This window comes from Lentibacillus sp. CBA3610, assembly GCF_013373365.1.
Taxonomy (GTDB): Bacteria; Bacillota; Bacilli; order Bacillales; family Amphibacillaceae; genus Lentibacillus.
Genome location: NZ_CP035925.1, coordinates 2,333,663 through 2,359,525, shown reverse-complemented (window position 1 = coordinate 2,359,525; position 25,863 = coordinate 2,333,663). Strand labels below are relative to the sequence as shown.

The 25,863-nt window shown below is 41.9% G+C and carries 24 protein-coding genes, 1 pseudogene and 1 riboswitch; of the genes and pseudogenes, 17 read left to right on the top strand and 8 right to left on the bottom strand.

Features of this window, described 5'->3' with window-relative positions; genetic code table 11:
• Nucleotides 1–15: 15 nt before the first annotated feature.
• Nucleotides 16–1,194 (bottom strand): CaiB/BaiF CoA transferase family protein, encoded by a 1,179-nt coding sequence (locus tag Len3610_RS11695; protein ID WP_176448105.1) that lies wholly within the window; start codon nt 1,192–1,194, stop codon nt 16–18.
• A 135-nt stretch (nt 1,195–1,329) separates the two neighbouring features.
• Here Len3610_RS11695 and Len3610_RS11690 point away from each other — a divergent pair, with 135 nt between their 5' ends.
• Nucleotides 1,330–1,980: a GntR family transcriptional regulator gene (locus tag Len3610_RS11690; protein ID WP_176448104.1), complete on the top strand. Its 651-nt coding sequence runs from the start codon at nt 1,330–1,332 to the stop codon at nt 1,978–1,980.
• 172 nt (nt 1,981–2,152) lie between these two features.
• Here Len3610_RS11690 and Len3610_RS11685 read toward each other — a convergent pair whose 3' ends face one another.
• A complete protein-coding gene (locus Len3610_RS11685; RefSeq protein ID WP_176448103.1) occupies nt 2,153–3,076 on the bottom strand; it encodes an AEC family transporter in 924 nt (307 codons plus the stop codon).
• A gap of 580 nt (nt 3,077–3,656) precedes the next feature.
• Here Len3610_RS11685 and Len3610_RS11680 point away from each other — a divergent pair.
• Nucleotides 3,657–4,205 carry a transposase gene (locus Len3610_RS11680; protein ID WP_176448102.1) on the top strand — a complete coding sequence of 183 codons (549 nt, stop codon included), beginning with the start codon at nt 3,657–3,659 and terminating at the stop codon, nt 4,203–4,205.
• Nucleotides 4,206–4,612: 407 nt separating this feature from the next.
• Nucleotides 4,613–6,019 (top strand): DHA2 family efflux MFS transporter permease subunit, encoded by a 1,407-nt coding sequence (locus tag Len3610_RS11675; RefSeq protein ID WP_176448101.1) that lies wholly within the window; start codon nt 4,613–4,615, stop codon nt 6,017–6,019.
• 47 nt (nt 6,020–6,066) lie between these two features.
• Here Len3610_RS11675 and Len3610_RS11670 read toward each other — a convergent pair whose 3' ends face one another.
• Genes Len3610_RS11670 through Len3610_RS11660 form a run of 3 tightly spaced genes read right to left on the bottom strand, consistent with a single transcriptional unit; the run spans nt 6,067 to nt 7,000 of the window.
• The gene (locus Len3610_RS11670; RefSeq protein ID WP_176448100.1) at nt 6,067–6,411 is read right to left on the bottom strand and encodes a hypothetical protein; all 345 of its coding nucleotides are present in this window, start codon (nt 6,409–6,411) and stop codon (nt 6,067–6,069) included.
• Nucleotides 6,411–6,557 carry a hypothetical protein gene (locus Len3610_RS11665; RefSeq protein WP_176448099.1) on the bottom strand — a complete coding sequence of 49 codons (147 nt, stop codon included), beginning with the start codon at nt 6,555–6,557 and terminating at the stop codon, nt 6,411–6,413. Before Len3610_RS11665 ends, Len3610_RS11670 begins: the two co-directional genes overlap by 1 nt.
• Complete coding sequence (locus Len3610_RS11660; RefSeq protein ID WP_176448098.1) at nt 6,551–7,000, bottom strand: hypothetical protein; 450 nt, start codon at nt 6,998–7,000, stop codon at nt 6,551–6,553. The genes Len3610_RS11665 and Len3610_RS11660 overlap by 7 nt, the downstream gene beginning before the upstream one ends.
• 649 nt (nt 7,001–7,649) lie before the next feature.
• Between Len3610_RS11660 and Len3610_RS11655 the strand changes: the two genes are divergently transcribed.
• Nucleotides 7,650–7,874, top strand: coding sequence for a hypothetical protein (locus Len3610_RS11655; RefSeq protein ID WP_176448097.1), 225 nt, complete (start codon nt 7,650–7,652; stop codon nt 7,872–7,874).
• Nucleotides 7,875–7,950: 76 nt separating this feature from the next.
• Nucleotides 7,951–8,094: pseudogene (locus Len3610_RS20995) on the top strand (IS5/IS1182 family transposase); the annotation flags it as partial.
• Between the two features lie 636 nt (nt 8,095–8,730).
• Here Len3610_RS20995 and Len3610_RS11645 read toward each other — a convergent pair.
• Nucleotides 8,731–10,593 (bottom strand): DEAD/DEAH box helicase, encoded by a 1,863-nt coding sequence (locus tag Len3610_RS11645; protein ID WP_255259585.1) that lies wholly within the window; start codon nt 10,591–10,593, stop codon nt 8,731–8,733.
• Nucleotides 10,594–10,855: 262 nt separating this feature from the next.
• A complete protein-coding gene (locus Len3610_RS11640; protein ID WP_176448094.1) occupies nt 10,856–12,184 on the bottom strand; it encodes an IS1380 family transposase in 1,329 nt (442 codons plus the stop codon).
• 352 nt (nt 12,185–12,536) lie between these two features.
• Between Len3610_RS11640 and Len3610_RS11635 the strand changes: the two genes are divergently transcribed.
• The 3 genes from Len3610_RS11635 to Len3610_RS11620 all read left to right on the top strand — a co-directional run bounded on the left by Len3610_RS11635 (nt 12,537) and on the right by Len3610_RS11620 (nt 15,696).
• A complete protein-coding gene (locus Len3610_RS11635; protein ID WP_176448093.1) occupies nt 12,537–13,454 on the top strand; it encodes a DUF1186 domain-containing protein in 918 nt (305 codons plus the stop codon).
• Nucleotides 13,455–14,209: 755 nt separating this feature from the next.
• The gene (locus Len3610_RS11625) at nt 14,210–14,695 is read left to right on the top strand and encodes a hypothetical protein (protein ID WP_176448092.1); all 486 of its coding nucleotides are present in this window, start codon (nt 14,210–14,212) and stop codon (nt 14,693–14,695) included.
• A gap of 260 nt (nt 14,696–14,955) precedes the next feature.
• Complete coding sequence (locus tag Len3610_RS11620; protein ID WP_176448091.1) at nt 14,956–15,696, top strand: type II toxin-antitoxin system Phd/YefM family antitoxin; 741 nt, start codon at nt 14,956–14,958, stop codon at nt 15,694–15,696.
• Between the two features lie 308 nt (nt 15,697–16,004).
• Here Len3610_RS11620 and Len3610_RS11615 read toward each other — a convergent pair whose 3' ends face one another.
• Nucleotides 16,005–16,703: a copper homeostasis protein CutC gene (locus Len3610_RS11615; RefSeq protein WP_176448090.1), complete on the bottom strand. Its 699-nt coding sequence runs from the start codon at nt 16,701–16,703 to the stop codon at nt 16,005–16,007.
• Between the two features lie 308 nt (nt 16,704–17,011).
• On the opposite strand from Len3610_RS11615, the gene Len3610_RS11610 reads away from it, so the two are divergent.
• The 9 genes from Len3610_RS11610 (at nt 17,012) to Len3610_RS11575 (ending at nt 25,795) form a co-directional block, all read left to right on the top strand.
• Nucleotides 17,012–17,179 (top strand): hypothetical protein, encoded by a 168-nt coding sequence (locus Len3610_RS11610; RefSeq protein WP_176448089.1) that lies wholly within the window; start codon nt 17,012–17,014, stop codon nt 17,177–17,179.
• A gap of 1,185 nt (nt 17,180–18,364) precedes the next feature.
• The gene (locus Len3610_RS11605; RefSeq protein WP_176448088.1) at nt 18,365–18,964 is read left to right on the top strand and encodes a hypothetical protein; all 600 of its coding nucleotides are present in this window, start codon (nt 18,365–18,367) and stop codon (nt 18,962–18,964) included.
• Nucleotides 18,961–20,760 carry a DUF6792 domain-containing protein gene (locus tag Len3610_RS11600; protein ID WP_176448087.1) on the top strand — a complete coding sequence of 600 codons (1,800 nt, stop codon included), beginning with the start codon at nt 18,961–18,963 and terminating at the stop codon, nt 20,758–20,760. Before Len3610_RS11605 ends, Len3610_RS11600 begins: the two co-directional genes overlap by 4 nt.
• Nucleotides 20,761–20,781: 21 nt before the next feature.
• Nucleotides 20,782–21,117, top strand: coding sequence for a hypothetical protein (locus Len3610_RS11595; RefSeq protein WP_176448086.1), 336 nt, complete (start codon nt 20,782–20,784; stop codon nt 21,115–21,117).
• Between the two features lie 87 nt (nt 21,118–21,204).
• A complete protein-coding gene (locus Len3610_RS11590) occupies nt 21,205–21,603 on the top strand; it encodes a hypothetical protein (RefSeq protein WP_176448085.1) in 399 nt (132 codons plus the stop codon).
• 114 nt (nt 21,604–21,717) lie between these two features.
• Nucleotides 21,718–22,158 (top strand): hypothetical protein, encoded by a 441-nt coding sequence (locus Len3610_RS11585; protein ID WP_176448084.1) that lies wholly within the window; start codon nt 21,718–21,720, stop codon nt 22,156–22,158.
• 206 nt (nt 22,159–22,364) lie between these two features.
• Nucleotides 22,365–22,471, top strand: a riboswitch (SAM riboswitch).
• 129 nt (nt 22,472–22,600) lie between these two features.
• The gene (locus tag Len3610_RS11580; RefSeq protein WP_255259584.1) at nt 22,601–23,656 is read left to right on the top strand and encodes a sodium:solute symporter family protein; all 1,056 of its coding nucleotides are present in this window, start codon (nt 22,601–22,603) and stop codon (nt 23,654–23,656) included.
• A 92-nt stretch (nt 23,657–23,748) separates the two neighbouring features.
• On the top strand, nt 23,749–24,213 hold the full coding sequence (locus tag Len3610_RS20990) for a hypothetical protein (RefSeq protein WP_255259583.1): 465 nt from the start codon (nt 23,749–23,751) through the stop codon (nt 24,211–24,213).
• Between the two features lie 415 nt (nt 24,214–24,628).
• Nucleotides 24,629–25,795 carry an MFS transporter gene (locus tag Len3610_RS11575; protein ID WP_176448083.1) on the top strand — a complete coding sequence of 389 codons (1,167 nt, stop codon included), beginning with the start codon at nt 24,629–24,631 and terminating at the stop codon, nt 25,793–25,795.
• The last annotated feature ends 68 nt before the right edge of the window (nt 25,796–25,863 follow it).

The window sequence follows — 25,863 nt, the reverse complement described above, 5'->3', positions numbered from 1 at the left end:
CATCACCTCGCTCTTTTAGATAGTATGGTTGCTCTTCAGCTTGCCGATTGTGTCTTCTGATAATCCCAATTCATTAAGGATTTTTTGGGTATGTTGTCCGACGTCAGGAATCGGTCCAATCTGCATATCGCCCTTGTTTGCGATGGCTGGCGGCAGAAGGGATTGAATTCGGCCGGCTGATGTGTCCACATCTATCCATCTATCACGATCCTTAAGCTGTGGATGATTGGCAAATTGATTCATATTTTTCAGCTGTGCATTGGCGATTTTGTTGTCTTCAAGATTCTGCATGACGTCTTGAAGCGGCATCTTCCCTAAAACGTTTTCAATAATGTTCTTTAAATAAGCCTTATTGTCGACACGTCGTGAATTGCTGTTGAAACGCTCATCGTTGGCCAAATCAGGCTTGTTTAATACATCACGACAGAATCTTGCCCATTCCCGTTCGTTTTGAATGGCAAAAAAGACTGTTTTCCCGTTTTTAACAGGGAAGGGGCCGTACGGATATATCGTCGCATGCTGTGCTCCTGTGCGCTTCGGTTCGTATCCGCCATATAAGGAATAATACATCGGATAACCCATCCATTCTCCGAGCGCTTCAAGCATGGAAATATCAAGAATGTCACCTTGACCTGTTTTTGAACGTTTAATCAGACTGCTCAAAATACCGCTGTAAGCATACATGCCGGCTGCAATGTCTGCGACGGAAATGCCCGCCTTGGCAGGAGCATCGTCATGGCCGGTAATAGACAGAAATCCCGCTTCACATTGAATGAGTAAATCATAGGCTTTTTTACTGACATAGGAACCGTTGGAACCATATCCGGAAATATGACAGATAATCAGCGACTCATTAATATTGTGAAGTTCTTCATCACTGAAACCCAAACGGTTAATGGCCCCTGGTGCCAGATTTTGGATTAAAACATCAGCATCTTTAATCAGATCCGTGAAAATGCTTTTGCCATCATCTGCTTTCATGTTAAGTGACAGTGACTCCTTGGATCGATTGAGCCACACGAAATGACTGGACATACCGTTGACTGTCTGATCATAATAACGGGCAAAATCACCATCACCGGGCCGTTCGATTTTGATGACACGAGCACCCATATCGGCAAGTTGCCTTGATGCAAATGGTGCTGCAACGGCTTGTTCGAGCGATACCACTTTAATACCTTCCAGTGGTAGCATGTTATTCCCCCTTTTATTTTGTATTTTGTATAATGTATTTTGTATCCAAAAATAGTATTTACATTATATTTTTCATTAACAAAATTGTCAAATTCGTTATAATAGAGACATAGGCATTTATTCGGGGGGAAAAAGATGCAAAAAATCAAACGTGTGTCAGCGAAGGAACAGGTGCTCAGTGCGCTCCGCAAATCTATCTTTAATGGTGATTTGCAGCCTGAACAAGAAATCAGGCAGGAAGAAATTGCTAATAGGTTAGGAGTCTCGCGTATGCCTGTCCGTGAGGCATTCCAGATATTGGATAGGGAAGGTATTATAAAAATTCATCATAATCGGCGTGTAACCGTTATAGGTTTAACAGAAGATGATGTCCGTGATCATTATACGATTCGCGCTTTTCTTGAAGGCATGGCAGCTGAAAAGGCATGTGACAGTCCCGATTATTTTGCGGAATTAGAGGACATCCATCATCAAGTTAATCAGGCAGCTGAAAACAATGACAGCAACCTGTATATTCAGTTGAACGCGGCATTTCATCAAGCTATTTGGCGGGCATCAAATAGTCCCAGGTTGTATGCCATCCTTTCAGACTTATGGAATGGCCTGCAGCCGCAGTTCCCGGAATTTGTCAGTTTCCAGGTCGGCAAGGCGTTGACGGAACATGAGGCTATTTTAAAAGCTATTTTAAATCGGGATTCTAAAGCAGCCCGGGAGCATATGGAATACCATGTGAACCGCTCGAAATCAGATTTTCTGGATCATTTTCATTTAAAATTAAAAGAGTAGTTATGGAAAACGCCGGTTATTCCGGCGTTTTTCTATTATAGGATAGGAAAATATAAAATTCAGGGCTGTTTTATCAAAGAAACCGGATCTCTCGCCGATTTCATCCTTCATCCAATCTTTCCGGCCTCTGACTTCTGGCTTCTGGAAAGACGAGGCTGGGCCTGAGTTTTTCTTAAAATAGGACGCGTGCAAGATAGATGACACCTGTAACGGTTGCGGCGCTGAATAAGGTTGAAAATAAAACAATCTGGGCCGCGAAATGCGGGTGATTATTGTATTCCTGAGCGATGACTGAACTGTTAACGGATGTCGGCATGGCTGATGCAATGAAAAGGGCTTGTGCTGCAACGCCATCGATTCCGAATACGAAAATGATAGCAAGTGCAATGGCCGGGCCGACGAGAAGCCGCAGCATCAAACTGAAATAAACGGATGTCAATGCTGATGTGATTTTAATCTGTGCGACTTGAGCACCCAGCAGAATGAGGGCGATCGCAATCATGGCATCAGAAATATAATTAGCTGGAGTCCATATAAATTCCGGAACAGAGATGTTTGATATATTTAGGATAATACCAGCCGCCATGGCGTACAAAACGGGCATCTTGAAATAACCGAGAAGCGCCTTCAACTTGCCAACACTGACGGACTGCAGTGCAAAAATCCCATATGTAAAAGTCAGGATATTCTGCATGGTGAGCACAATGACTTGAATGGACATTGCAAACGGATCGCCCCTGAAAACAAGATCATTGACAGGTACCCCATAATTTCCCGAGTTGAAAAAGATTACACTGTTGGAAAATGTTGTCCCTTTGGCATGGTCGAACCCTTGCAGTTTAATGAGTATTTTGGATAAAACGAATAATATGAATATATATAACAAGAAAAACAGGATGACGAGCGAAAATACTCGTAGCGAAAATTCGGTTTCATAGAGCTTGACAAAAATGAAACCCGGAACAAGGAAATAAATATTCAACTTGGCAAGCGTCTGCAAATTAAGTTCAAATTTTTTCTGCATGAAATAACCAATGCCCATAATGATAAAGATAGGAAGAAGAATATCAATTAAAATAGTCAATAATTCAGTCATGTCGCAAACGTCCTTTCTATGATGTACTGTAATGCAGGAAATAATGCTAATATATTATAAAATAACAGAAATCGGAAAAAAAAGAAAAGCGGTGTTTGGGGGTCACAGTGACGGCCCGAATTTTGTCGATTGATTTATTGTCTATTTAAAATTTAATTGGTTGTTTTGCAGGATATTGGTTTGTTTTGTCGAATAGATTGATTATAGGTGATTTTTTTGTCTTCAAGGGACATCTATTTTTACTTCGATTACTCCGTTTCACTTTTTCTTTCTCTATATTATCATGTCGTTATTCAAATTCTCATTCTATGATGAAAAACTAAAAATGTCCGAGGTGCGGTTGGATGGATACCGTGCACATAAGGAGGTGGGGTTTCACAGATACGTATTGGAAGTTAAGACGACCAACAAGTCTATTGACAGCAGGACAGAAATACTTATATATGTCTCTGCTAATAAAATGGAAGCAATCGTCTTCTATAAGTCTTTCAGCTGCCAGGATAAACTTTATTTAATTTGTGGCGCGACGACATGAAGATGGTGTCTCATGTAAACATCAAGTGATTGTGAGGGAAACATAATGCCGTATAAGAAAAGGGTCTATGTACCGGAGCGTTTTTATCATATTGTCAGCAGGGGAAATCGACGTGATCCCTTGTTCCGTTATGTCGGTGATTATCGGGCTTTTCTCCATATCCTGCTTCAGCTATACGAAAAACACCCCTTTGAACTTGCCTCCTATTGCTTCATGACCAATCATTATCATTTACAAATCAGGTCAAAGGAAATATCGATCTCCAAGTTAATGGCGCTCATTAATAAGCGGTATGCGAATTATTATAATACAAAATATAGTTTGTCAGGCCATGTGTATGAAAAACGCTTTTTTGACAAAATGATTGATGACAGAGCGGGGATGCTGGAAGTCAGCCGTTATATTCACCTCAACCCGATAGAGGCAAAAATAGTAAAACTTCCGGAAAATTACCCATGGAGCAGCTATAGGTATTACAAAAATAAGGATAATAAAATGCCCGTATTTATGAATTTAGCAAGTTTACTGGATTTCTTTGATGGAACAGAGAGGCAGAAACGGGAGAAGTATTGCAATGCAGTTTGGTCACAGTGACGCCCCGAAATTTGTCGAATAGCTGCTTTTTGGTGCTATTTACAATTTAAATGAAAAACAGGAAGGGGGCAGTGAATGTCTTATCGCACTGCTCTTTTCTTCATTATTATCCCGTTTTATACTCTGTTGGAAAAACAGTTCAGCGCTCTCTGTTTGTTTGAAGCGTAACCAACACGTATAATAGGATTATTAAATGCTTTATCAGGAAAAATGCACTTTTAAATAGTCGTGTGAAGAAAGCAGCATTATCTTCATAAGAATAGAAATAGTGTGCTGTTGACGTTTTTGGTTATTTTATCGGCGGAGAAATTACGACAGATGGAATAAACTACGGGCGCCATTGTAACCTGACACTTTCGACATTTTTCGGGGCGTCACTGTGACCGAGAGGGAGGAGGAGGTTAATAATGCATCTATCACGTTTACATAGACGCTTAATTGTGGCGATAACGTTGTCGGCTTCTTTTTTGTCTGTATTGACGCAGTTTTTGCTCATTACGGCTTTTCCAAAGATCATGGATGAGTTTGGGATTAATTCGACTGAAGTTCAGTGGCTGACAACGGTCTATATGCTGACGATTGCCGTTCTGATCCCGATCACGGCTTATTTTATTGATACGCTTAAAACACGCCATTTAATGATGAGTGCCATGTTCTTGTTTGTGACAGGGACATTGATCTGTTTAGTGGCACCAACATTTCCGATATTGCTGATGGGACGTATTTTTCAGGGAATGGGCTCCGGCATTATGATTCCGTTAATGCAAACGATTTTGTTTCTGATGTATCCCAGGGAAAAAAGAGGATTCGCGATGGGATTGGCCGGGCTTGTGATTAACGTTGCGCCAGCGGTTGGGCCGCCTATATCCGGTGTTATAACCAACTATTTCGACTGGCGTGCTTTGTTTGTATTAACACTTGCGGTAGCGGCAGGTATTTTGCTTTTGATTTTCCTGTTTATGCAAAATGTTACAGAACAGCGGGAAACGAATATCGATTTTTCATCCATTTTATTGTCAACTGTGGGTTTTGGCGGTATACTTTATGCTTTCAACAAAATGGAGCAGAGCGGAATCGGTGACCCGGCAGCGCTTGTGAGTATGATTGCGGGTGCTGTGGCACTGGCTTTATTTGTAATTCGGCAATTGCGGCTTCAGACACCTATTTTGGAAGTTCGAGTGCTTAAAGCACCTGTTTTTGCCCTTGTTGCGATTATTTCAATTCTGTCGTTCAGCTTACTCATTTCGATTGAGACGATGCTGCCGATGTATGTGCAGAACGCACAGCAGTATTCAGCATTTTTCGGCGGTCTGATTGTGATGCCCGGTGCTTTGACACTTGCCATTATGTCACTGTTTGCCGGAAACTTGTTTGATAAATACGGTGGCAAAATCATTGCGATTACCGGCTTCGTGCTGCTGTGCTTAAGTACGCTCGGCTTTCATTTTATTCTTGGTCTGGAGACGCCGTTTGCTGTGACAATGGCCTTATTCATGGTTGCCATGGGCGGCGTGGCTTTGATCAATATGCCGATTATGACGGCAGGTATCAATGTTTTGCCTGATAATTTGATTCCGCACGGGACAGCGGTCATCAATACGGCCCGCCAATTTGGAGGTTCACTGGGATTAACGTTTATCATTTCGTTTATCAGCGGTGTTCAAAGCGGGTCTGAAACAATCGATCCCGCTAATTACCTGGTTGGCGTGAAAACTGCCTTTTTCGTTGCTTTTCTGTTTGCGGCGACAGGCTTGGTTCTATCACTGTTTTTGAAAAGGGATAAGCAGCCCGGGAGACAGGGACATGGGGTCTGACCCTCTGTCCCAAAATTAGGGACACGGGGTCAAGACCCCATGTCCCGCTATCTGAAAAAGTCTTTCGTAATTGGATTATAATAGAGTACCAGCTGCTCCTGATTCCCTTTGAGTTGACGGTTTACGGTATATTCGAGCAAGGGTACAAAATAAATGATGGCATTTTCCAGGTTGATTTCGGTTTCACCATTTGCCTTGTTATGGATTTCCTGCAGCTGTTTGTCCCGTTCAAGTTTGATGGTTTCTGTTTTGTCGCTGATTTCTTTCTGTTTTTCTTCGGTAATGCCTTTGCGGTTTGCGCGTTGTCTTCGTCGATTAGGGATCATAATAATTGGTTTGATCCGGTCGATATCTTTTGGCAGCATCGATTTGTGCATTTTTTCTGTTGTCACTAGCTCTTTATATGTGTGGTTGCTGTTTGAAGTGCTTGGTCCATATCAAGTTTGACAGTGATCGGATAGGCGTAAGATGCCTGCTGTTGATACATGATGTGATGCTGTTTTTGTTTCATGATGGGATCCACTTCATTTGTCAGCATATTAATCCAGACCTGTCTTTATGTTCTGTTTTTTCGTCGGCCACAATGGTGGTAAGGTACTGAAAAACAGTCCAGACACCAAGGACAGGTTTTTCTGATTCAATAGCGGTTTTACCATGTTCATCCTGCAAAAATGCCTCAATTTTTTTCAGTGGGGTGCCGAGTTCCAGACGGTCAATGAGAGCATAGCGCATTGCCGTTTTCGCCTTTTCATGAATAATGGCCAATAATTGCTCCAGCACATAACTTCCAAATGTAACGAATTCGGAATCCGGGTTCTCCTGTGCCACCTCGTAATCAAAAGCAAGCTTCAATTCCGTTTTATTCTGGAAGTAGCCTGCGTAGGTCTCAGGGATGAGCACGTCACACAATGCATATTCCACCGGCATGACCATTCCGCCAAGGTTCTCAACTGTTTCGGTTACAAATTGCTGCAGCTGCATGTGCATCACCCCTCCGTTTAAAACAAATGTATCGTCCAGGTGCCGCCCGCTTGATTATTTTGCTTATTTGCAGCATGGTTTTCAACCGATTTCCATTCCCAGTTCCTTTTCCACGTCTTCAGTGCTTTTGGCCTCCACCCAGGCTTTCATGACCATTTCGGAAAAGTCTTCTTTTTCTTCCAAATCACCTAGAAGTCCGGTGAAAAAGTCAAATTGTACTAGGAATTTTCTTGCTTTATGTCGAATATAGTCTATAGAACACTTATAAAAGGATGATCCGATTATGCATTCACCGAAGCAAAACCACATTCAACCCAGCATGTTTCAATATATTGATATGGAGGATCTCGTTCCCGGGAACCATATCCTGAGAAGAGTGAAAGATGTGATCGACTTTTCAGCTGTCCACGATTGGGTGAAACCTCTCTACTCCGAAAAAACAGGCCGGCCATCTACAAATGCTGAATTGATCGTGCGGCTAGTTTGTACTGGAGTTATCTATTTAATCACTCGGAACGGGAACTATTTGAAACGCTCCCTATGCATGCTGGCTACCTGTGGTTTGCGGCCTGGATTGAGTCTCTCTTCCTGATCGGACAACACTTTAAGACCAAGAGCGCTTTGTCGTCACGGTATTTTTGATGATATCATGATGCATGTCGTTAATCAGTGCATTGCTTCCGGCCTCGTTCGCCCAGACGTTCATGCCGGTGTGGACGGCACACAAGTGCGTGCAAACGCGTCCATTCACAGTCTGGAAGAAATAGAGCTGGCCCCGGTTCAAACCATTGAAGGTTATCTGGAAAATAAAAAGCAACGTGACGAGGCATCCTTGGCTCCATCAGACAATGACAATACGGACAGCGACCGATGATGATCAAACTCCTCAGCCTCCGAAATCAAAGAACAATCATCAATCGGATCAACTTCAGGAAAATGCCAGCCATGAGGACTTTCATGGCAAAACATTTTCCAATCAAACCCATCGGAGTACGACAGACCCTGATGCCCGTTTGTACAAAAAGAGCAAAGGGCAGGAAGCTTATCCGCGTTTCCTCGTGCACGACCTGATAGACGTTGAATCAGGGATTATTTTGAAAACTGATGCAAGCATTGCTTCCGGTACAGCTGAAAGAGAAATAAGCCAGCAACAGCTAAACGCTGTTCGTTTTCAACATCCGCAAATCCAGATCCGACGTTATCGGGACAAGGCCTATGGCACACCGGCGTATTTGGCCTATCTCATTTCCCAAGGCATCATTCCCTTGATTGCCTGAGAAACCATGAATTGGAAGAGGTCCGACTTGGCAAAAGGAAAACCACACCCTGAACACCAAAGAAAACGGCAGGAAAAAGTCGATAACGTCAAGGCCAAAAATCAAGCAAAACAAAATCCAGATTGATGGCAAATATCAAGATATCCCAGGACGAGCGTGTCCAGTGTGAACATGAATCGCTGAGGCCAAGACAGTTCACGGCATGATCGTGCTAGAAGCAGAGGGCTGGACTTCATGCAGGAACAAGCACTCTGTACCGCCATCGTTCAAAATCTTAAGAAGTTAAGCCGGTTCAAAGGCAAAGGGCCCAGGACCGGTGTTTCAGCATGCGCTGAAACTGAAAAACGGGATGAAAGACACCACCGCCATCACTTTATTTCCCTTATTTTTAAGGGTATCAAAGAAAAATCCGGGTCTTGGTTTGCATATTTGATGGATAAAAAATATAGTTTTTCACCGGTCCTCTAGGATGGCATCAACTTCCCCGACGACCAGCTCAAACATATTGATTTTCCGATCCAGCAGATCGAGAATATAGTATTCGATGGTGTCTTCAGTGACCAGGTTGTAGACATAGACATCCTGCTCCTGCCCGATTCGGTGAATACGGCCGATGCGCTGTTCAATCGCCATTGGATTCCATGGTAGGTCATAGTTGATCATCCCGTTGCAGAATTGCAGGTTCCGTCCTTCACCGCCGATTTCGGTACTGACTAATACGTCAGCTTCTTTGCGAAAATAAGTGACTTGTTCTTCTTTGTCCTTTCGCCGTAAACCGCCATGAAATTCTGCAACCTTAAAGCCGCTGTCCCGCAAGTAATCACTCAGATAACGCTGGCTGGAGGCAAATTTTGTGAACACGATCATTTTCCCATTAAACGCTTCTAATATAGCTGCTGTTTCTTTCGCCTTTTCATGCCCTGCTGCGTCATCCGCACTAATCAACCGTGCTTCATCAAGGAAGCGCTGAATAGCTTTGCGGTCGAATGCGGATAATTTTTCGTTGTTGGCGAGCCCTTCCAATGATGGGATGATGGCCGTAATGGTACTGCCGATTTGTTCCTGCAGATTTTTCAGCCGGAATCGGTTGAGGATGCTATGCTGCTGTTCGTAATGATTGCGGATGAACGTGCTTAATGAATCATATAACGCCTTTTCACGTTCCGGGATGGTAACCGTTCTGGTGTAAGCCGTCCGTTTGGTGAAGGTAACATCAACATTATTCCGTTTATTGCGAATCATGACGTCAGCCAGGAGTCCTTTCAGCCTGTCGACATTCTTGGCGTCAATACCCTCTTTATCGGCTACAAAATTTTTGCGGAAATGACGATAGGTGCTCAATTGGCCGGGTTTCAGAAGGGTGATGAGATTATACAGCTCCTCCAAATGGTTCTGAACCGGTGTTGCTGTTAAAAGAAAGATATATTTTTTATTGATGGCATTCACAAATTGCCACTTTTGGGTTTGCCTGTTTTTTAAATGGTGCGCTTCATCAACAATCACCAAATCATAGTACTGCTCATTGATTGGCTCGCGATGGTTTTTTCGTTTGGCTGTATCGATTGACGCGATCACCTTTTGATAATGGCCCCATGCATCCGCTCCCATCTTTTTAAAGGCGGGATCATCGGCTCTCGTGAAATCCTGATTGAATTTTCGTTTCATTTCATTCTCCCATTGCTGGACAAGTGATGGCGGGACGAGAATCAGAATACGTCTGGCCAGGCCGCGCATGATATATTCGAGCATGGCCATACCTGCTTCGACCGTTTTGCCAAGACCGACTTCATCACTGAGCATCACACGGCCTTTAAAGTGACTCAGCACTGATTTGACTGTCCTGATCTGATAATCAAACGTCTCCATTTCCCGTAGATAAGGGAGGCAAAGCAATGCATTGTCATTCGGGTTCAGCTGAAATTTGTCTGCAGATTGATAGAGCTGGAACCAGGCGTCATCATCATTGATGAAATTTGTCAGTTCTTTAAGTACAGACTGTGCATGTTCCTGATTGTGTAACTCCCCGGGGGCTTCCGGTTTTTCATGTGCCGTTATTTTTATCTGCCCTCCATCTGAAAGCCCAATCCATAAATGGGCTGCATCATATTTGGCAAAAAAACCTTTTATGCCTCGGCCCTGAAGCAATTGTTCATCCCAGTTGATAGTGAATTTCCGTTTCAAACCCCGGTCGTTTTCCATTTCAAACGTCTCATCGGTTATATTAAGGTCCTTAAAAAATGTGCACAATCCATCATCCATTTCCATTGCCTGTAAATCCAGCAGTTCCTTGTCCAGTTTGAACAGATATTGTTCCAAAAGCGGCACCATCCCTGTATATGAATCTAAGTATCGATTCTATTATTCCTGAATTATTCATAGAAACAAAATCTGTAACTAATGAAAGTTAAAATTAAAAATTCAGGAGCTTTTTTATCAATCATCTTTGTATATTTCCTTTTCATTTTGATAAAAACCCTATAAAATACAATTTATTCCATACTTGGGCTAAAAAAGGACATACGTACCCCGTTGAGGGAAACGCATTTTTAAAATTTTTCTTGAGCCTGCGCAAAATTGGCTAACACAGCATTGGAAGCTGCTGGATTCGACTCAGCGTACTGTAAAAAGCATTCTTATATAGCGAACTACTGGACAATTTGAAAGTAATATAGCGTCCGGATCGAATTACTTTCCCGGCAATTTTGATTAACTTTGTGCGAATGGTTTGGATTTGATGCTTTTTCATCTTTTTCGGCATACAAAGGCGACGTAGCCCATTATTCAAATTGTAGGCCAAGACCGCAATTTGTAATTTGTTGGCGTTGATTTCAAATGCTGTGCTGCTCATTTGGCCAAATGCAAAACCGAGTTTTCCTTCTTTAATATAGTTTTCCATTTTGCCGCGTTCAGCGTAAAATTGCACGGTGTCCTCCGGTGAATCACCCAGTGTTGTTACGATGAAGGTCGGAATAAAAAACAGTTGATCAACCGGCTTTTCCAATTTCAGCATCACATGGCGGCTTTTATCCCAACTGGCGGCTTTGTATGTAAATTCACGGTAGAATTCATGATGGCGGCCATCATAGATATCGACTTCAGGTTCAGATAGTATCTCATTTTCAAATTCGCCGGCAATCCGCTGCAGGCGTTGGTTTGCTTTCAAGCGGATAACATAATCCGCACCCAGTTCTTCACAAAGGTCGTAAAGCTTTGGCGTGGCAAATCCGCTATCCCCACGAATGATGATCTTGATGTTCGGATACTTCTTTCTTAATCGTTTTAACTCAGGACCTACAAAGGCAACGATTTGTCTTGATGTATACACGTTTCCGGCACGCAAGGAAGCTTTGAGGCAATCACCTGTCTCCCCTTCAAACATAAAAATGGGATGGTAGCCATTTTTACCGTAATGTGGATTATACGAACTGCCATACTGATCCCCGTAGGTTGATGAATTGGATGAATCAATATCCAGCACCAATATTTCGGGGGCCTCCAGTTCATGAAAACGGTCGATTATTATTCGATTGACGCTTTGGAGCTCTTTCATGGTTTTCTTGTCCAAATGTTGGTTTAACCGGGACATGGTGGGCTGGGAAGCGAGCTCGGACTTATCCAAAGCTGTCGTAAATACCGGGTCGTATTTTAAGTTATCTGCATGGTCGTCCGCATCGTAACCGGCAGCAATCTGATAAATCTTTTGCATAATAACATTGTGGTTTTCATGACTGCGATGGGTTATGTCATCTTTTATGTGAACCATTTCTTCAACGGCCTTATGTAATCCGATAACATCATTGAACTCCTGATATAGTAGGATACCAGCATCACCCGTTAAATCACCGCCATCAAAATTTACTTTCACACGTTTATTGAAGTTCATGGCTGTTTCGTTTACACTAGTCATAGAAGGAGCCCCCTTGGTATGTTTTTTGTTTGGTCACTTACAACATTACCAAAGGTTGGGCTCTTTTTCATTTATTTCAATTTCACTTTTTGGGTGATCGGTATCAATGCTCAAAAGTGCCGTCATAACGGAATCACTGAAGGGTATGATGTGTAGCTATGAATAATTCAGGATTATTATATCATAGATGATGGAGCTGGGGGAATGACCGGGTTGTAAGGGTGCCTGTCAACTCCAAATGGTCGTGTTTGCAAATAAAAAAAATAAGTGTTTGAGCTTTATTCGTGCTAAGATACATACAGAGGCAATAATGAAGACATTGAATCTATTAAACACAACGAGGTGAACTTTGTTGGAAAATTTGTTTGAAAAAATCAGCTACAATGACGGGCGCTTCCCCAAGAAGGAATTGGAATCAATTATTGAACAAAAAGAAACTTACATACCTGAACTGTTATCCGTTGCCGAGGAGGTCCGGGCAAACCCGGAAAAATATATGGATATGGGCAAGAACGGTTATATGGGTCATATTTATGCTTTCTTTATGCTGGCGCAATTTCGCGTGAAGCCGTTTTACCCGGTATTCAACGACTTATTAAGGTTACCCAAGGATGACTTGAATCTATTAATGGGAGACTTTTTAACCGAGTATAGCGGCAGGGCGATGGCTTCTCTATATGAAAAGCCTGAAGATATCGGATTATTAAAAGAATTAATTGAGGATGAAACGGCATATGAGTTTGCACGGGGCCAGGCAATGCGGGCACTTGTCATATTAGTCCTGAATGGTAAATTAAAAAGAGATGAGGTATTGGAATATTTCAGGTCATTGTTGAAACGTGCTGTTCATCAACCCGTTGACCCTTACGTCGTAACTGAAATTATTTGCTGTGCTTCAGATTTATATCCGGATGAATTGTACGAGGATATAAAACAAGTATATGACCTGAACCTTGTCATAACGGGAATCATTACCTTGAATGATATTGATCGTGACCTGGCGAATGACAAAGAGATATATTTGGAAAACCAGCGCAGACTCCCGAACAGCCAGCTGATTGAGAGCACAGTCGATGAAATGCAAAATTGGGCCAGTTTTTATAAGGATCGTAAAGCAGAAAAGAAACGTAAAGGTAACATGTCAAAAAACAAAACCAAATTAAAGTTCCCTTCCACTAATCAGCCGTTTGTAAACGAGAATAAGACAGGGCGAAATGACCCTTGTCCATGCGGAAGCGGAAAAAAATATAAGAAATGCTGCGGGGTGTAGATTTCAACTGCTAGCTCCTTTTGTTGAATTTGCTGAAACCGGCTTATTAATATCTCTAAACAAGCTTCCGAGTGATCCGTAGTGTTTGTTGTGAAAATAAGCAGGCTGCCTGAGGAGAAAGCTGAAATGAAAAAGAGCCTGGAGTGCGAATCAGACTCTTTTTCTGCCAAGTTTATACGATTCAGCTCAGCACGTTATTCAAAACAGTAATGCCATTTCGAATGCATCCGGATCCACCGTGACTCCAGCCGGACCATCGTAACGGTTACTTGAATGGCCTCCAAAAGGTTGAGTTAAACTCACTACGTTATCTCCTGGTTTGGTTAATGCAGTATAGACGGTCATGTTCCCAATCATGCTGGCTACCAGGCGATGAACTGCATAATTGACATTAAATGCTTCTTCAGCAGTTCCATGGTCTTAAGGATTACTAAAAATTTAAAAAATTAAAAAATTAAAAATATCAAATTTCATTATTGACAAGAACGTGTATTCGTGTATAATAATAGGTGAATCGTAATAGGCATTTAAATTTATTTCTTCAATTCAAACTTCTAGTTAATCCTCTTAGATTGGTACATAGGGATAATGATTGACACCAACGCTAATCTTCACTACAGACTCGAGCGTTTTTAATGTACACCGAATAACAATGATCTTCTCGTATTATTCAGTCATCAGTAATCGGCTTTCACAGGAAAACATCAACCGTATTTTTGTTCATTTAAAATAAAATAACGAAGGAGCGAACTTGCATGGGAACCGATTATACTATTGGTATTGTCCGGGATTTTACCGCGACTGCAAATCAAAACCTGTCAATGGAAGAATGGCGATTGACTTTGAGTGACCGGCTGGATCTTGACTGTTTTGCACTTACGGAGGAAGAGAGTAGGCTGCATGGACAGTTGGATGAATCGATTTTTCGTAATCAAATCGCCGGTTTTTACCAAACTCTTGGCTCCATATTAGGTGAAAAAAGAAACCCTAACTTAGACTATTATTTTGAGACTTTCGGAACGGATATCACCAATTATCAGACAGCTGCTGAACGTATCACATTAAAAAAGGGGAATGGATTACACATTGAGCTGCATTTCAAGTATGCACTTCTGTTCGTTGAAGGAAAAGTATTGGTGGAAGAATTTTATACGGAACCGCTTCTGCTGAATTGGCTGTTTCGCAACAGCAAAATCGAAAATAAGTTAGCGGGGTGTGTTATAAGCGGAATTGTTGGTTAATTAAACAATACAGGAGGGTTTTAGTTGAAATTAACTTTGGCGGAATTGCTGCCTTTAAGAGAGTGACGATGTCGAAACAGATTCAGGAGAAGATTGATGAGATATTGTATTGCCATCACTAATGGTCTATCGTGAATCCTGCGCGAATGCTTTATCCGGAACAAGGCTAAGCATTAATCTTGAGCCTTGAACTAAACTTATAACTTGAATATAATCAAATTAGCTAATTCAGCTAATACCAAAGATGGCAGGTGGGCATTATGATTGTCAGTTCAACCGAGGTGAAGAATAACTTTGGAAGGTATTTAATGCTTGCAGCAAAAGAGGAAGTGATCATTACCAAGAACGGTATCGAGATTGCGAGACTGCAAGGGGTGGAGGGACATTCGGAGGCAGCATTAAAGGAAAGCTCCGTGCGCGAAATGCCTGCGCCTTATAATAATATACCAAAAAAGGCGACATATGAAGAGTTTCTGGCATTAACCCGTGATGAGGAAACCAGGTATGAATATATTGATGGGGAAATTTATTTACTGGCTTCACCGAGGATAGGGCATCAATATGCTTCCGGTGCATTATTTGGACTTTTTTTTAATCATTTTCATGGCAGCCAATGCACCCCGTTTACAGCACCTTGTGACATTCAACTGAAGCGGCCAAACCATGAAGACCCCTGTGTTGTGCAACCCGATTTAATGGTCATTTGCGATTTGGACGATCATCTGAACGACCAGGATTATTATACCGGGGTCCCCTCCCTTGTAGTTGAAATCTTATCAGAAAGCACGCAAGGCAAGGACCTGGTCAAAAAGCTGGACCTTTATATGGAATGCGGCGTTAAGGAATATTGGATTGTTGATCCATCTGAAATGAAAGTCATTATCTATTATTTTCAAGATTATGAGATTGAACAAACCGTCATGTGCAAACCACCCGAAACAGCAAACTCTTTTCTCTTCGAGGGACTTTCTGTGGAGCTTGAAGGCATATTTCGGTCATAGAAAGCAAGTATCAAAAAGGCAGATGGGGAATAGAGTTTTTAGAATGTTTTGCAGCAAGCTTTTATCAAGGCTTCCCATAGTCGGGCAGCCCGTCACTTCTTGAAGTTGCTGTCTAATCTTTCGATGAATGATTATAAAAGTCGTGTGTGAATCAAAAAATGTGTTCCTTTTTTCTACCAATAGTCTGCCTCGCATGTAAACATTCCAGAAAAGCAAACCCATTTGTTGAATTCCTCAAGTCAGGAGTGTGAGATTGGGGGACGGATGAAATGAGCGCTTCTCCCCGGGTATCAATTAATGATACAGTTTCAGGTCATTCCCGCAAGCAGCGTCTTTAGTCTTTCCACCACAACATGATCAAACCCGTTAGCAAATGAACGGCCGATTCGTGCCGCACTCCCGACATGATATTCCTGTGCACCTGTCATTTGGCGGACCATTTGAATGTTTCCGGCATTTAAACCGGCTCCTGGCATAATCATCGGGCCTTCCAGCTCGTGTGATTGTTTGTTCAACTTGGCGAGTCGCGCCACGCCTTTTTCGCAAGTCGCTTCTCCGCCTGACGTTAAAATCCGCTTTACATTTGATTTGAAGGACAGCAAATCACGGTAGGCGTCTTCCTGGGATGCCGTCTCATCAAACGCCCGATGGAATGTGATGTCAAGGAGAGGGAACAAGCGGACCAATTCGGCAAGCATTGTTTGATTGATGGTTTTATCTTGATTCAATGCCCCGAACACAATACGGTTCCCGCCCAACTCCTGAATCGCTTTAATATCTTCACAAATCACCTCAAACGCTTCATCAGTATAAACGTAATGCCGGCTGTGTGGCCGTACCATGACTTGTACGGGGATATCAACGTTTGATAAAACCTGTTGAATGGTGCCGTAGCTTGGGGTCAGTCCCCCTTCGCTGATGGCCGAGACCAATTCCAAGCGATCTGCCCCCAGATTTTGTGCTTCGATAGCTTCCTGTTTATGTTGAACGATGAATTCCAGTTTCAATGGGATCTCTCCTTTGATTTGCGATAAACGATTCTGTTATGCGAGAGTTTAGGGCATCTTGCTTCTGATCATATGGTCAGACAAGCCAAATCTTTCTATAATAAATATATCATAGCATGGTTTATGAAAAGATGACAAAAAATGAGCGATTGTGTTGCATATTTTGAGGGATTCACAGGGAACTCAATGCTCACGAATAACGAACATTTGTTCTCGTCTATTTTCTATTTATCGTTTATCTTATTAGTAAGATATTAAGAAGTTGCTATTAAGGTAACGGACAAAATAGAGTGAGATGGGGGGATTTGGTGGAAAGACATATTAGGGTACAACTGCTCTTTAATTGGCTTGAAAATCATAAAGAACTGGTTTATTTTTTAGGAATGGCTTTGACACTTTTCCTTTCCAGTATTGCAGGTGTACGGGCATATGTAATGTATAATTCCTCGCAAATGGATAGTACACATATGGAATAGTGGATGTCCTTCATTAGTCCTTTCTTCTTGGGAATTATTCATTTCATGCTTGTATTCTTTTTAGGTTTATTGATTGTCACAACCTTTTAAGTCGGACAAGGGGTACGAATTTGACGAATACGATGCTGAAGCTATAAAAATGTTAATGAGATATGGAGACATTGTATTGCAGCATTTATATTTTATTAGGGATTAAGGCAACACGACGGTCGCCATACTTTGAATAGGGATAATTCTATGCTAAATTGAGGAGGAATCTTCCATGTCTGAACAGGTTAAGCAAGAGTCCAAAAAATCAAGACAAGCTTCAGTGGACACAAAACATCGTTCGCTTGAACACTAAAAAGGAAAAGTAACCAGCAGATTCATGCCACCCAGGATATCGCAGAGGCCACCTTTGTATCGAACATACAGGTCAAAAAATTAGTTTAGTATTCAGGTGTTTATTAAATTATCCGTGTATAGTTAAAATTCGCACATTAGCTTCTTTATGAAACTTCTTCATTGTCCTTTTAATAAGCTATATCGAATAGATTTGCTTTCGCATCTTCATATAGGTGGGCGCATAAGTGGGGGCGTTATTTTGGGCAAGTCAGCATTTTTAAGCTCCCAATAGTGCCGAATAAGAGCTTTTTTCTTTTTTGAACAATCCATCCGATATATCTCTCCAATCAAATATTTTTCATAGTATCCGGAATAACTTAATACATATGTATGCTGCATATAGGAAATTATTTCTCTGACATTCAAAGCTTTTTATATCAAGATCATCTTTGTTGCAATGTATCCTAAACGTCACCTTTATCTGTGAGTATGGGTTTCGTTCGTATGCTGGTTATATGTAAAACGAATGGAATATAGGTAGGATAGAAATAATTTATAAAATCGACTGCAGGGATGAAAGGGAACAAAAATGAAACAACGATATGAAGAACAAGCGATGGAATGGTTTAAATCAATTCAGTTTGTAAATGAGGATGGGAAGTGAGTAAGATATGACCAAATACCTATTTTACAAATAATTGACATTCATGTGAACATTGCTTTACTTATGTATTGTATACTAAGCGTAATAAGAATGTTTTATCAAACGATGAGATGTGCGTCGCAGTGGGAGGCTTTTTAGTGAAATATTTTATAAGTATCCTCTTGATACTTTCCGTTGTTACATTAGGAGGCTGTGGAATGGGTCAGAATCAAAATACAAAACCGTCGGAAATGGATCCGGAAGATTTACCGGATGTCAGAGCATTTAATGATGAATTCACGCGTGACTTTTTGCAATCCGTAGAAGAAATAAGAGATGGGTATTATCCGTTTTTGTCAGGGACTGGGAAATATAAGATGGACTTTCCGGCTGGTGGTGTGATTGGAGAAAGAGGATATGCACTTAAAGAGGAAGAATACGAGGGTTACCTGATTGGTGTAGAGCAAGGGAATGGTCTCGGGTCATCTATCAAAATAAATTATTACTCCCAAATAGGAGATAAAGATGTGGAATTAGATATGTTATCAAGACAATTTGATAACAATCTCAACTTTGAGGAGATTTCCTTAGAAGGTAGTACGCTTTATATTGCTGACTTTGAAGATAATGTGGATTATTATGGATATGCCGCTATGTTGGTAAATAGTCAAGGGGATGGCATTCATGTCATTTTTGAAACCGAATGTGCAGAGTCAGAGAAATGCGGGGAATCCAAGCAAGATATGCAAAAGGAAATGAAACAGTGGATAAAATCTATTACATTTATTAATGAAAATGAAAGTGGAGATAATCAATGAGTGATTCGTTTTTGGATAAAGATGAGATTAGATTAAGGCTTATTGAACTGGAATACAAAGAGTTATCTGAGCAAGAGTTAGAAAAAGAAATTAAAAAAATCTATATAGAAGAGTATAGGAAACCAATCCCTGCAGATATTGAAATTATATCCTCCTCTGATTCTAAGCATCCTGACGTCACGTCTTCCGCATATGATGGAACAGCTATTCACTTTCATTCGGGAGAGAATGATATTAATGAAGTTTATGTTATTTCCCAAGGAACAAAAGACATAAACGATTGGGATTATAACCTGAAATCTATGTTTGCGGGAGAGGATTATACACAGGCCAAGGCCACACATAGCTTTACAAAAGAAGTTGTGAAGCAAGTCGACAATGGTGAAGATTTGGAAGTAGTGGGATTATCTCATTCGCTAGCACATAACAATAATACTACTGCACATTTGGCATATGATACCTTTGATGAGGTTTATAGTGTAAATGGTGCGCAAACAAATTATTATCAAATGTTTTATGCAGATAGAGATTTTAGAAAAGATATAAGAGAAAGATTCAATATCTCGATTTCAAATCCAGATAAGATTTACGATATTAATCCGAAACAGATTGAGGAATTCGCCATAGATTACTACAAAGATAAAGGCAAAGCTCAAAACATCCACCAAATCATTTCCGAAGATGATCCACTTTATGCTGTGAGCGGAGTACGCGGTTTTTTCACACTTGGGGATGTGGAATTTGTAGACACGAATACAGATTATCCAGGTCTGCGTTCCATCATGGATGACATTCCGGATGACGCTGTAAAAGATCTCCAGGAACTGGCCATCCAATATACGACTGCTTCCAATCAAGGCGGGACTGACGCTGCAATCCAGGAGTTAACGGGTGTGAATATGTCTGTTTTTAATGATGGGTTTGGAAACTTTGGTCAGGCATACATAACAGATGAATTTGATGAGATGGTCAGGGATGTGAACGATAAACTGCCCCGGCTGCTTTCACAAATCAAAACGGTCACAACAAACGCTGACGTGATATTTCAGCGGTTTGTCGATGCCGGGTATATCAATAGTGATCAAAAACAGCTGATTGTGACTGAACTAACGACCATTCAGTCTGAATTGGAAGGTATACAAGAATCAATTTCAGATATGGCACAGAGCCGTGATATGTCCAGTATTGTTCCGCCGGTTATGAATGATGCGGGTGCAGTATGGCAAGGTTTCATTCATGCTCAAGCTATCCAGACGAGTCTCGATAAACTGGACACTGAAGAATTTCGGGATCTTTTGCAAATGATCGGAGGCGGACATGATATCACGGGTGTATTGGCATCGCTGAGTAAAGGGAATAAATCCTACTTAGGTACAGATATGGTTCTCACGGCAACCAAGGGAAAAGGGGACATCCAGGTGAATATTTCTGCCACGCTGCGCATGTATGAGGAAGGGAAAAGTCTGCTTGATGACAAAGCGGCAGAGATTAAACGACTCCAGGCTGCCATTGACCGGGAAATCATGCAATGCTACAAGACGGAACGAAAAAAGGTCATGAATAAGATTTATGACGTGGAAGCAAGCCCCAGCACGTATACCCACCTGCTCAGAAAACATGTCTATTTTTCCAGATTGGATAAATCAATCACAGGTATCAATGTCCATGAAGAATTTTACCCGTTCAATCATACTAATATGGATGACAAGATCAGCCTTTTACATGAAAGCGTGGAAAAAGGCCATACATATCTCGAAAACTATCGATCGGCCATTGATTATTGCTTCCTTATTTGATGCGGTGGAGGGTGTTTAAAAATGAAAGGGGATCATCATTCTATAACGATTACTGAGCAGCTGTTGGATAGTGAGGATTTTTCCGATAAGAAAGTCACGCTTAAACGGCACGCGGAGAACATTAATGAATGCGACACGGACTTTTTCAAGCGAGTGGATGACATTATTATTAATGAAGATCAAGAAGGGGAAATCGTCGAGTCGATGCTGGAGGAAACGAAAAAATTACAGCGTCAAAATCTTGATTTACTTGAAGATGTTAACCGTCAAATTAATCGAACCGTAACAAAATTGAACGAGCAGATAGACGATATGAAAACACAGCGGCTCACCATCAGATATCAGGATAATGTTTAGGGATAAGTTCAAGGCTGCTTTGACAACCCAAATTTGGAGCGCTTGCCAATTGCTGGCATAAGCATTAACCTAAAAGAGGGCGATAGATTGAAAGATAAAATTGGGTATGTCTTAGTTAATACCATTATAGTGCTTTATATGACGACAGTTTTGGTATTGAGGCTGACGGAAGGACTCAGCACACCAACGTCTCATATTTTTCAAATGATTTTTATGCTTACAGTCATGATAGTCAGCTGGTTGGCATATTACCGGATTGTTATTAGTAAAAATAAGCCTTGGCTTCGCTTTTATATTATTCCATTTTTAGTAAATTTTTGGGTAGGGTATCATTTTACGAAAGGTATAACAGCCGTTGATTCCGATGATTATTCCATATTATTGATGTTAACTCCCCTTCTGCTCATCCTCGCTGCACCAATTATCTTATACATTGTGGCTTATTTTTTAATCAGGGATTACAATAAAACTGAATCTGATGTTTAATGAAAAGCTTTTTAATCATTTAGTATTGTGCTTTTGTGGACAGAACGCATAACCATAAAACCGGTATATGCTATTTTGATATCAACAAACGCTATTTCTGGGAGGTTGTCAAACGTGTCAAACGAAAACCACAGAGCAAGCGGTAACAGAGGTCCTGGTCGTTATCAGGGGCATGAATTAGCTGAAGCAATGATGACGACGGATGAGATGAAAGCTAAATTTGAACAGATAAGTTCTTATATGGTTCCTGAAGATGGCTGGTTTGTCATTGATAAAACAGGCGCAGCAAATGAATTAACGGATTCTGAGATTGACGTGATTCATCAGGCATTACATGTTTACAAAATACATCATTTGAAACAGGATGATATTTCGATCCAAGCCATTCCGGGAGCGATTGCGGCCTTTTTGGGGACGATGGCTGTATATGTTGGCTGGGAACTGGCAACTGAAGTTACCAAAAGTTTTTATCGTTGGGGAATGACAGAAGCCTGCCGGGCATGGGGGCATATCGGGATCATTGGTCGCTTTTGCCGTGCCAATGATTACGTTTGAAGGAACAATCACTTGGTTGTTCCTTACGTTTTCGGTTCCGGGGACACCAATTAAGTCACGCGTAAGTGTCACTGCTATAAAACGGTCAACCGGGATTGCAGGAGACTGGCAGTGCTGCTTTCATTCAGACATTTTCAAATTGATCATTGACCTGTCCAGTGATATGGTGTAGATTATAGACAATTCCATAAAAAAGCAATACAAACTTCTTATCCAGAGAGGTGGAGGGGAATGGCCCTTTGAAACCTCGGCAGCGGACTCTTTTTCGGAGTACTGTGCCAATTCCATCAGACAAGTGTCTGGAAGATAAGAAGAGGCGTCATGATTATTTCAGCCCTCTTCTTACTTATAGGAAGGGGGCTTTTTGATTGCTTAGATAGCTTTTTGCATTTATCGGGGTAAACATATCAATTTAATCGTTTAATGAAAGGGGAAACGTAACATGACCTCATACGGACTATGGATTATAATTCTGGCGGTTGGCTATACCGCTGCCTTGATTATTGCCGGGCAGGTTGCCAAACGGCGTCTGACCAGTGAAAACAGTTATTTTGTCGGTAATCGGAAGTTTAATAAATGGATCGTGGCTTTTTGTATAACGGGGTTATTTTCCGGTTCCTCTTATATTTCAATTCTTGAACTTTCCTACTTAAGCGGTGTTTCTGCAGTTTGGTATGGTGTTGCGGAGATTGTGCAAATTTTAATTATTGCGTTGTTAATCATCCGTCCATTTCGGAACAAGATGCTTGTGACGGTTTCCGGTCTTATCGGTGATCAGTATGGGCGGGCGGCTAAAGGTGTGGCGGGAGCTATTACTGCCTTTGCTTTTCCAATGTGGTCGGTGGCGACAGCTATTGCGTTTGCTTCAGCCATTCATGTGTTTACGGGCATTTCCCTCCCCCTTTCAGTGGCATTTACGGCGCTTTTACTTTTCATCTATCTTCAGTCTGGGGGAATGTGGTCGCTCGCGTTTACGCAAACCATGAACATCGTTTTGTTTACGGTGATGGTTCTGATCGGCGTTGTGGCTTTTTTCATTAATCCGGGAATGGATGGCTTGCGAACGCTTGCTCAGGAGCAGCCGGCCATGTTTGATTTTGGCAATGCCGGTTTGCAAGTGATTATCGTTTGGTTTGCCACATTTCTGGTCAATGTCATTTTGGCTCAGGCTGCCTTTCAGATGGCGCTGTCTGCACGGTCCGCTGAAGAAGGGCAAAAAGGAATGTTCATGGCGGGATTCATGGCTGTGCCGTTTATTCTGGCTGGTGTCCTGTTCGGCATGGCGGCGGCAATTGTGGTTCCCGATGCCCAAACCGGATTAATAGGTGTTCCGCTCTATTTAATGGAAGTGCTGCCTGCACCGCTTGTTGGTCTGTTTTTCCTAGGTGTATGGGCGTGTGCGCTGGGCTGGGGCGGACCGTGCCAATTTTCCGGTGCCACAAGTCTCGGCGTGGACGTCGGCAGCGCGTTAAATCCGGCCGCATCGAAATCAGCTTGATCAAATATACGAAGATGTCATTACTGTTGTTAACGGTGCTGATGATAGTGTTTGGCTTAATGCGTACGGAACAATCAGCCTGGTGGAATGTGATGGCTTGGACATTCCGCAATAGTGCCACTTTCGCACCAGTGGTAGCTGCGCTGTTTTGGCCGGTTGTGACCAAACGCGCTGTTGTGACCGCGTTGTTCACAGGGTTTGCCAGTGGCTTATTATGGTATTACTTGGGCGATTGGCATCCAAACGAATTTTTCCTGAATATACATCCTGTCTGGGTCGGCAGCAGCGTCAACGTGTTGAGCATTACTCTGGTTACCCTGCTTGACCCTGGATCGAAATGGTTTGTACGTCCGGCAGATCGCTTTGGTTATTTCGGTTTGCTTGGGGGTGTCATTCTGGCTGGCATTAATGCTGTTTATTTTTCACCGCTCCATCAAAATGGTTTGTTCGGATTATTTATGTTTGCATCGATTTTATGTCTTTTCATAGCCGTCATGCGTTTTATCCGGCCGAAGAATGAGAAGGAGCAATTACTAAGGGATGTGGCGGATCTGTAGGTGGTCTTTTAGTGTTCTTCGTTAGTGGCAGCCGTCAAGGATTCATTAATCAGGATGGAAAAACAGTATTTCATGGGAAGTTCGGATGCTAAAAGTTGAAAAAAATGAACTGAAACGTATAGACATTGCGTTTGAGTAATTCCCTATTGCCAATACCAAATATGATTAATCAGGAATTCGAACAGCTTGTTTCGGATTCCTGATTTTTTTGGCTCTCTACGGCAGTGAGTTGGGTGACGATACTACCCATTCAATCGCCTGTTTTTGTTTAGGGAGTTGCCATCAAAGGCTTAGGTTGCGGCTGGTGTTACCAACGATGAATGTATCAGGTAACAAAATCTGTTCACAAAATTGTTCGTTGCAGGAGAGTGAGGGTGGTTGTAAAATAAAAGTAGTAGAATAGGGGATGACACATTTGATTTATTTTATATATTTTTTAATAATTGTTTCGTTTGTTGATACATTCTCCCAGCTCCCGATTATGAGTCCGTATGCGCAGGGACTTGGGGCTTCAGCGGTTATGATTGGCATAATTGTTGGCATGTATTCGTTTTCCAATGTTTTGGGCAATATGATTTCAGGTATATATATCGACCGAAAAGGCATCAATGGTATACTTGGCGTTGGTTTGCTGCTGACCGGTGTATTATTGCTGTTCTATGCGTTTGTCACTTCACCGGTGCAATTGCTTGTGCTGCGATTCTTCCATGGATTAACGGGTGGTCTGCTCGTTCCGGCTGCGTTCACGTATTTGGCGAACCAAAAGGCCGGGAAGAAAAAAGGGAAAGTAATGGCTTTGTCCGGTGCCGGTGTTGGGATGGCATCGATTATCGGACCGGCTTATGGCGGGATAATCAGCTCGAACTTCGGTGCTGATACAGTTTTTGTCTCAATTGGTATATTAATGATTGTGACTGCGGTTTTGGCCTACTTCGTGCTTCCTGAAAAGGAGGCGGAACCAACTGCTCAGCCGGTACAAGAAGATATCCCTGAAAGTGGTATCGACGTGTTGTTTAAGCGTCCGGGATTGCAGTTAAGTTACTTAGGTGCTTTTTCGCTCATGTTTGCACAAGGTATCCTGGCATATGCACTGCCGCTACAAGTGGAAGCGCTCGGTTTCGACAGCAGCTTAAGCGGAATTCTGTTGAGCACATTCGCTATTGTTGCAACGTTAATTTTTGTTTTGCCGACAAACCGGCTGTACGACAGATTTTCCTATGCAACAACCTTGATGACAGGATTGCTTATTTTGAGTTTGGCGCTTATCCTGCTGGAATTTGTGACGGTGCAATCACTCATGTTTGCTGTGATGGCAATTTATGGCGTCGGTTTTGCATTAATTTTCCCTTCCATGACAGCAATGGTGGCGAACAATACCAATGCAACAAGACGCGGAAAGGCGTATGGTCTGTTTTACGGATTTTTCTCGCTGGGTGTTGTGGCCGGATCATTTGTAACCGGATTGTTTTCAGAAACGACTATCGGGGTGTTTTCGGTTGGGACGATTTGGTTGTTAATTAGCGTATTCGGCATGTGGCAAATTTATCGGAGGCATTCGCGTGTTTCTGTGAGTTATGTTTAACAGATTCGCCGAGAAGTCCCCTTCAAAATCTGTCATTTAGTGGGGGATGAATCGGTGCTTTTTATGCT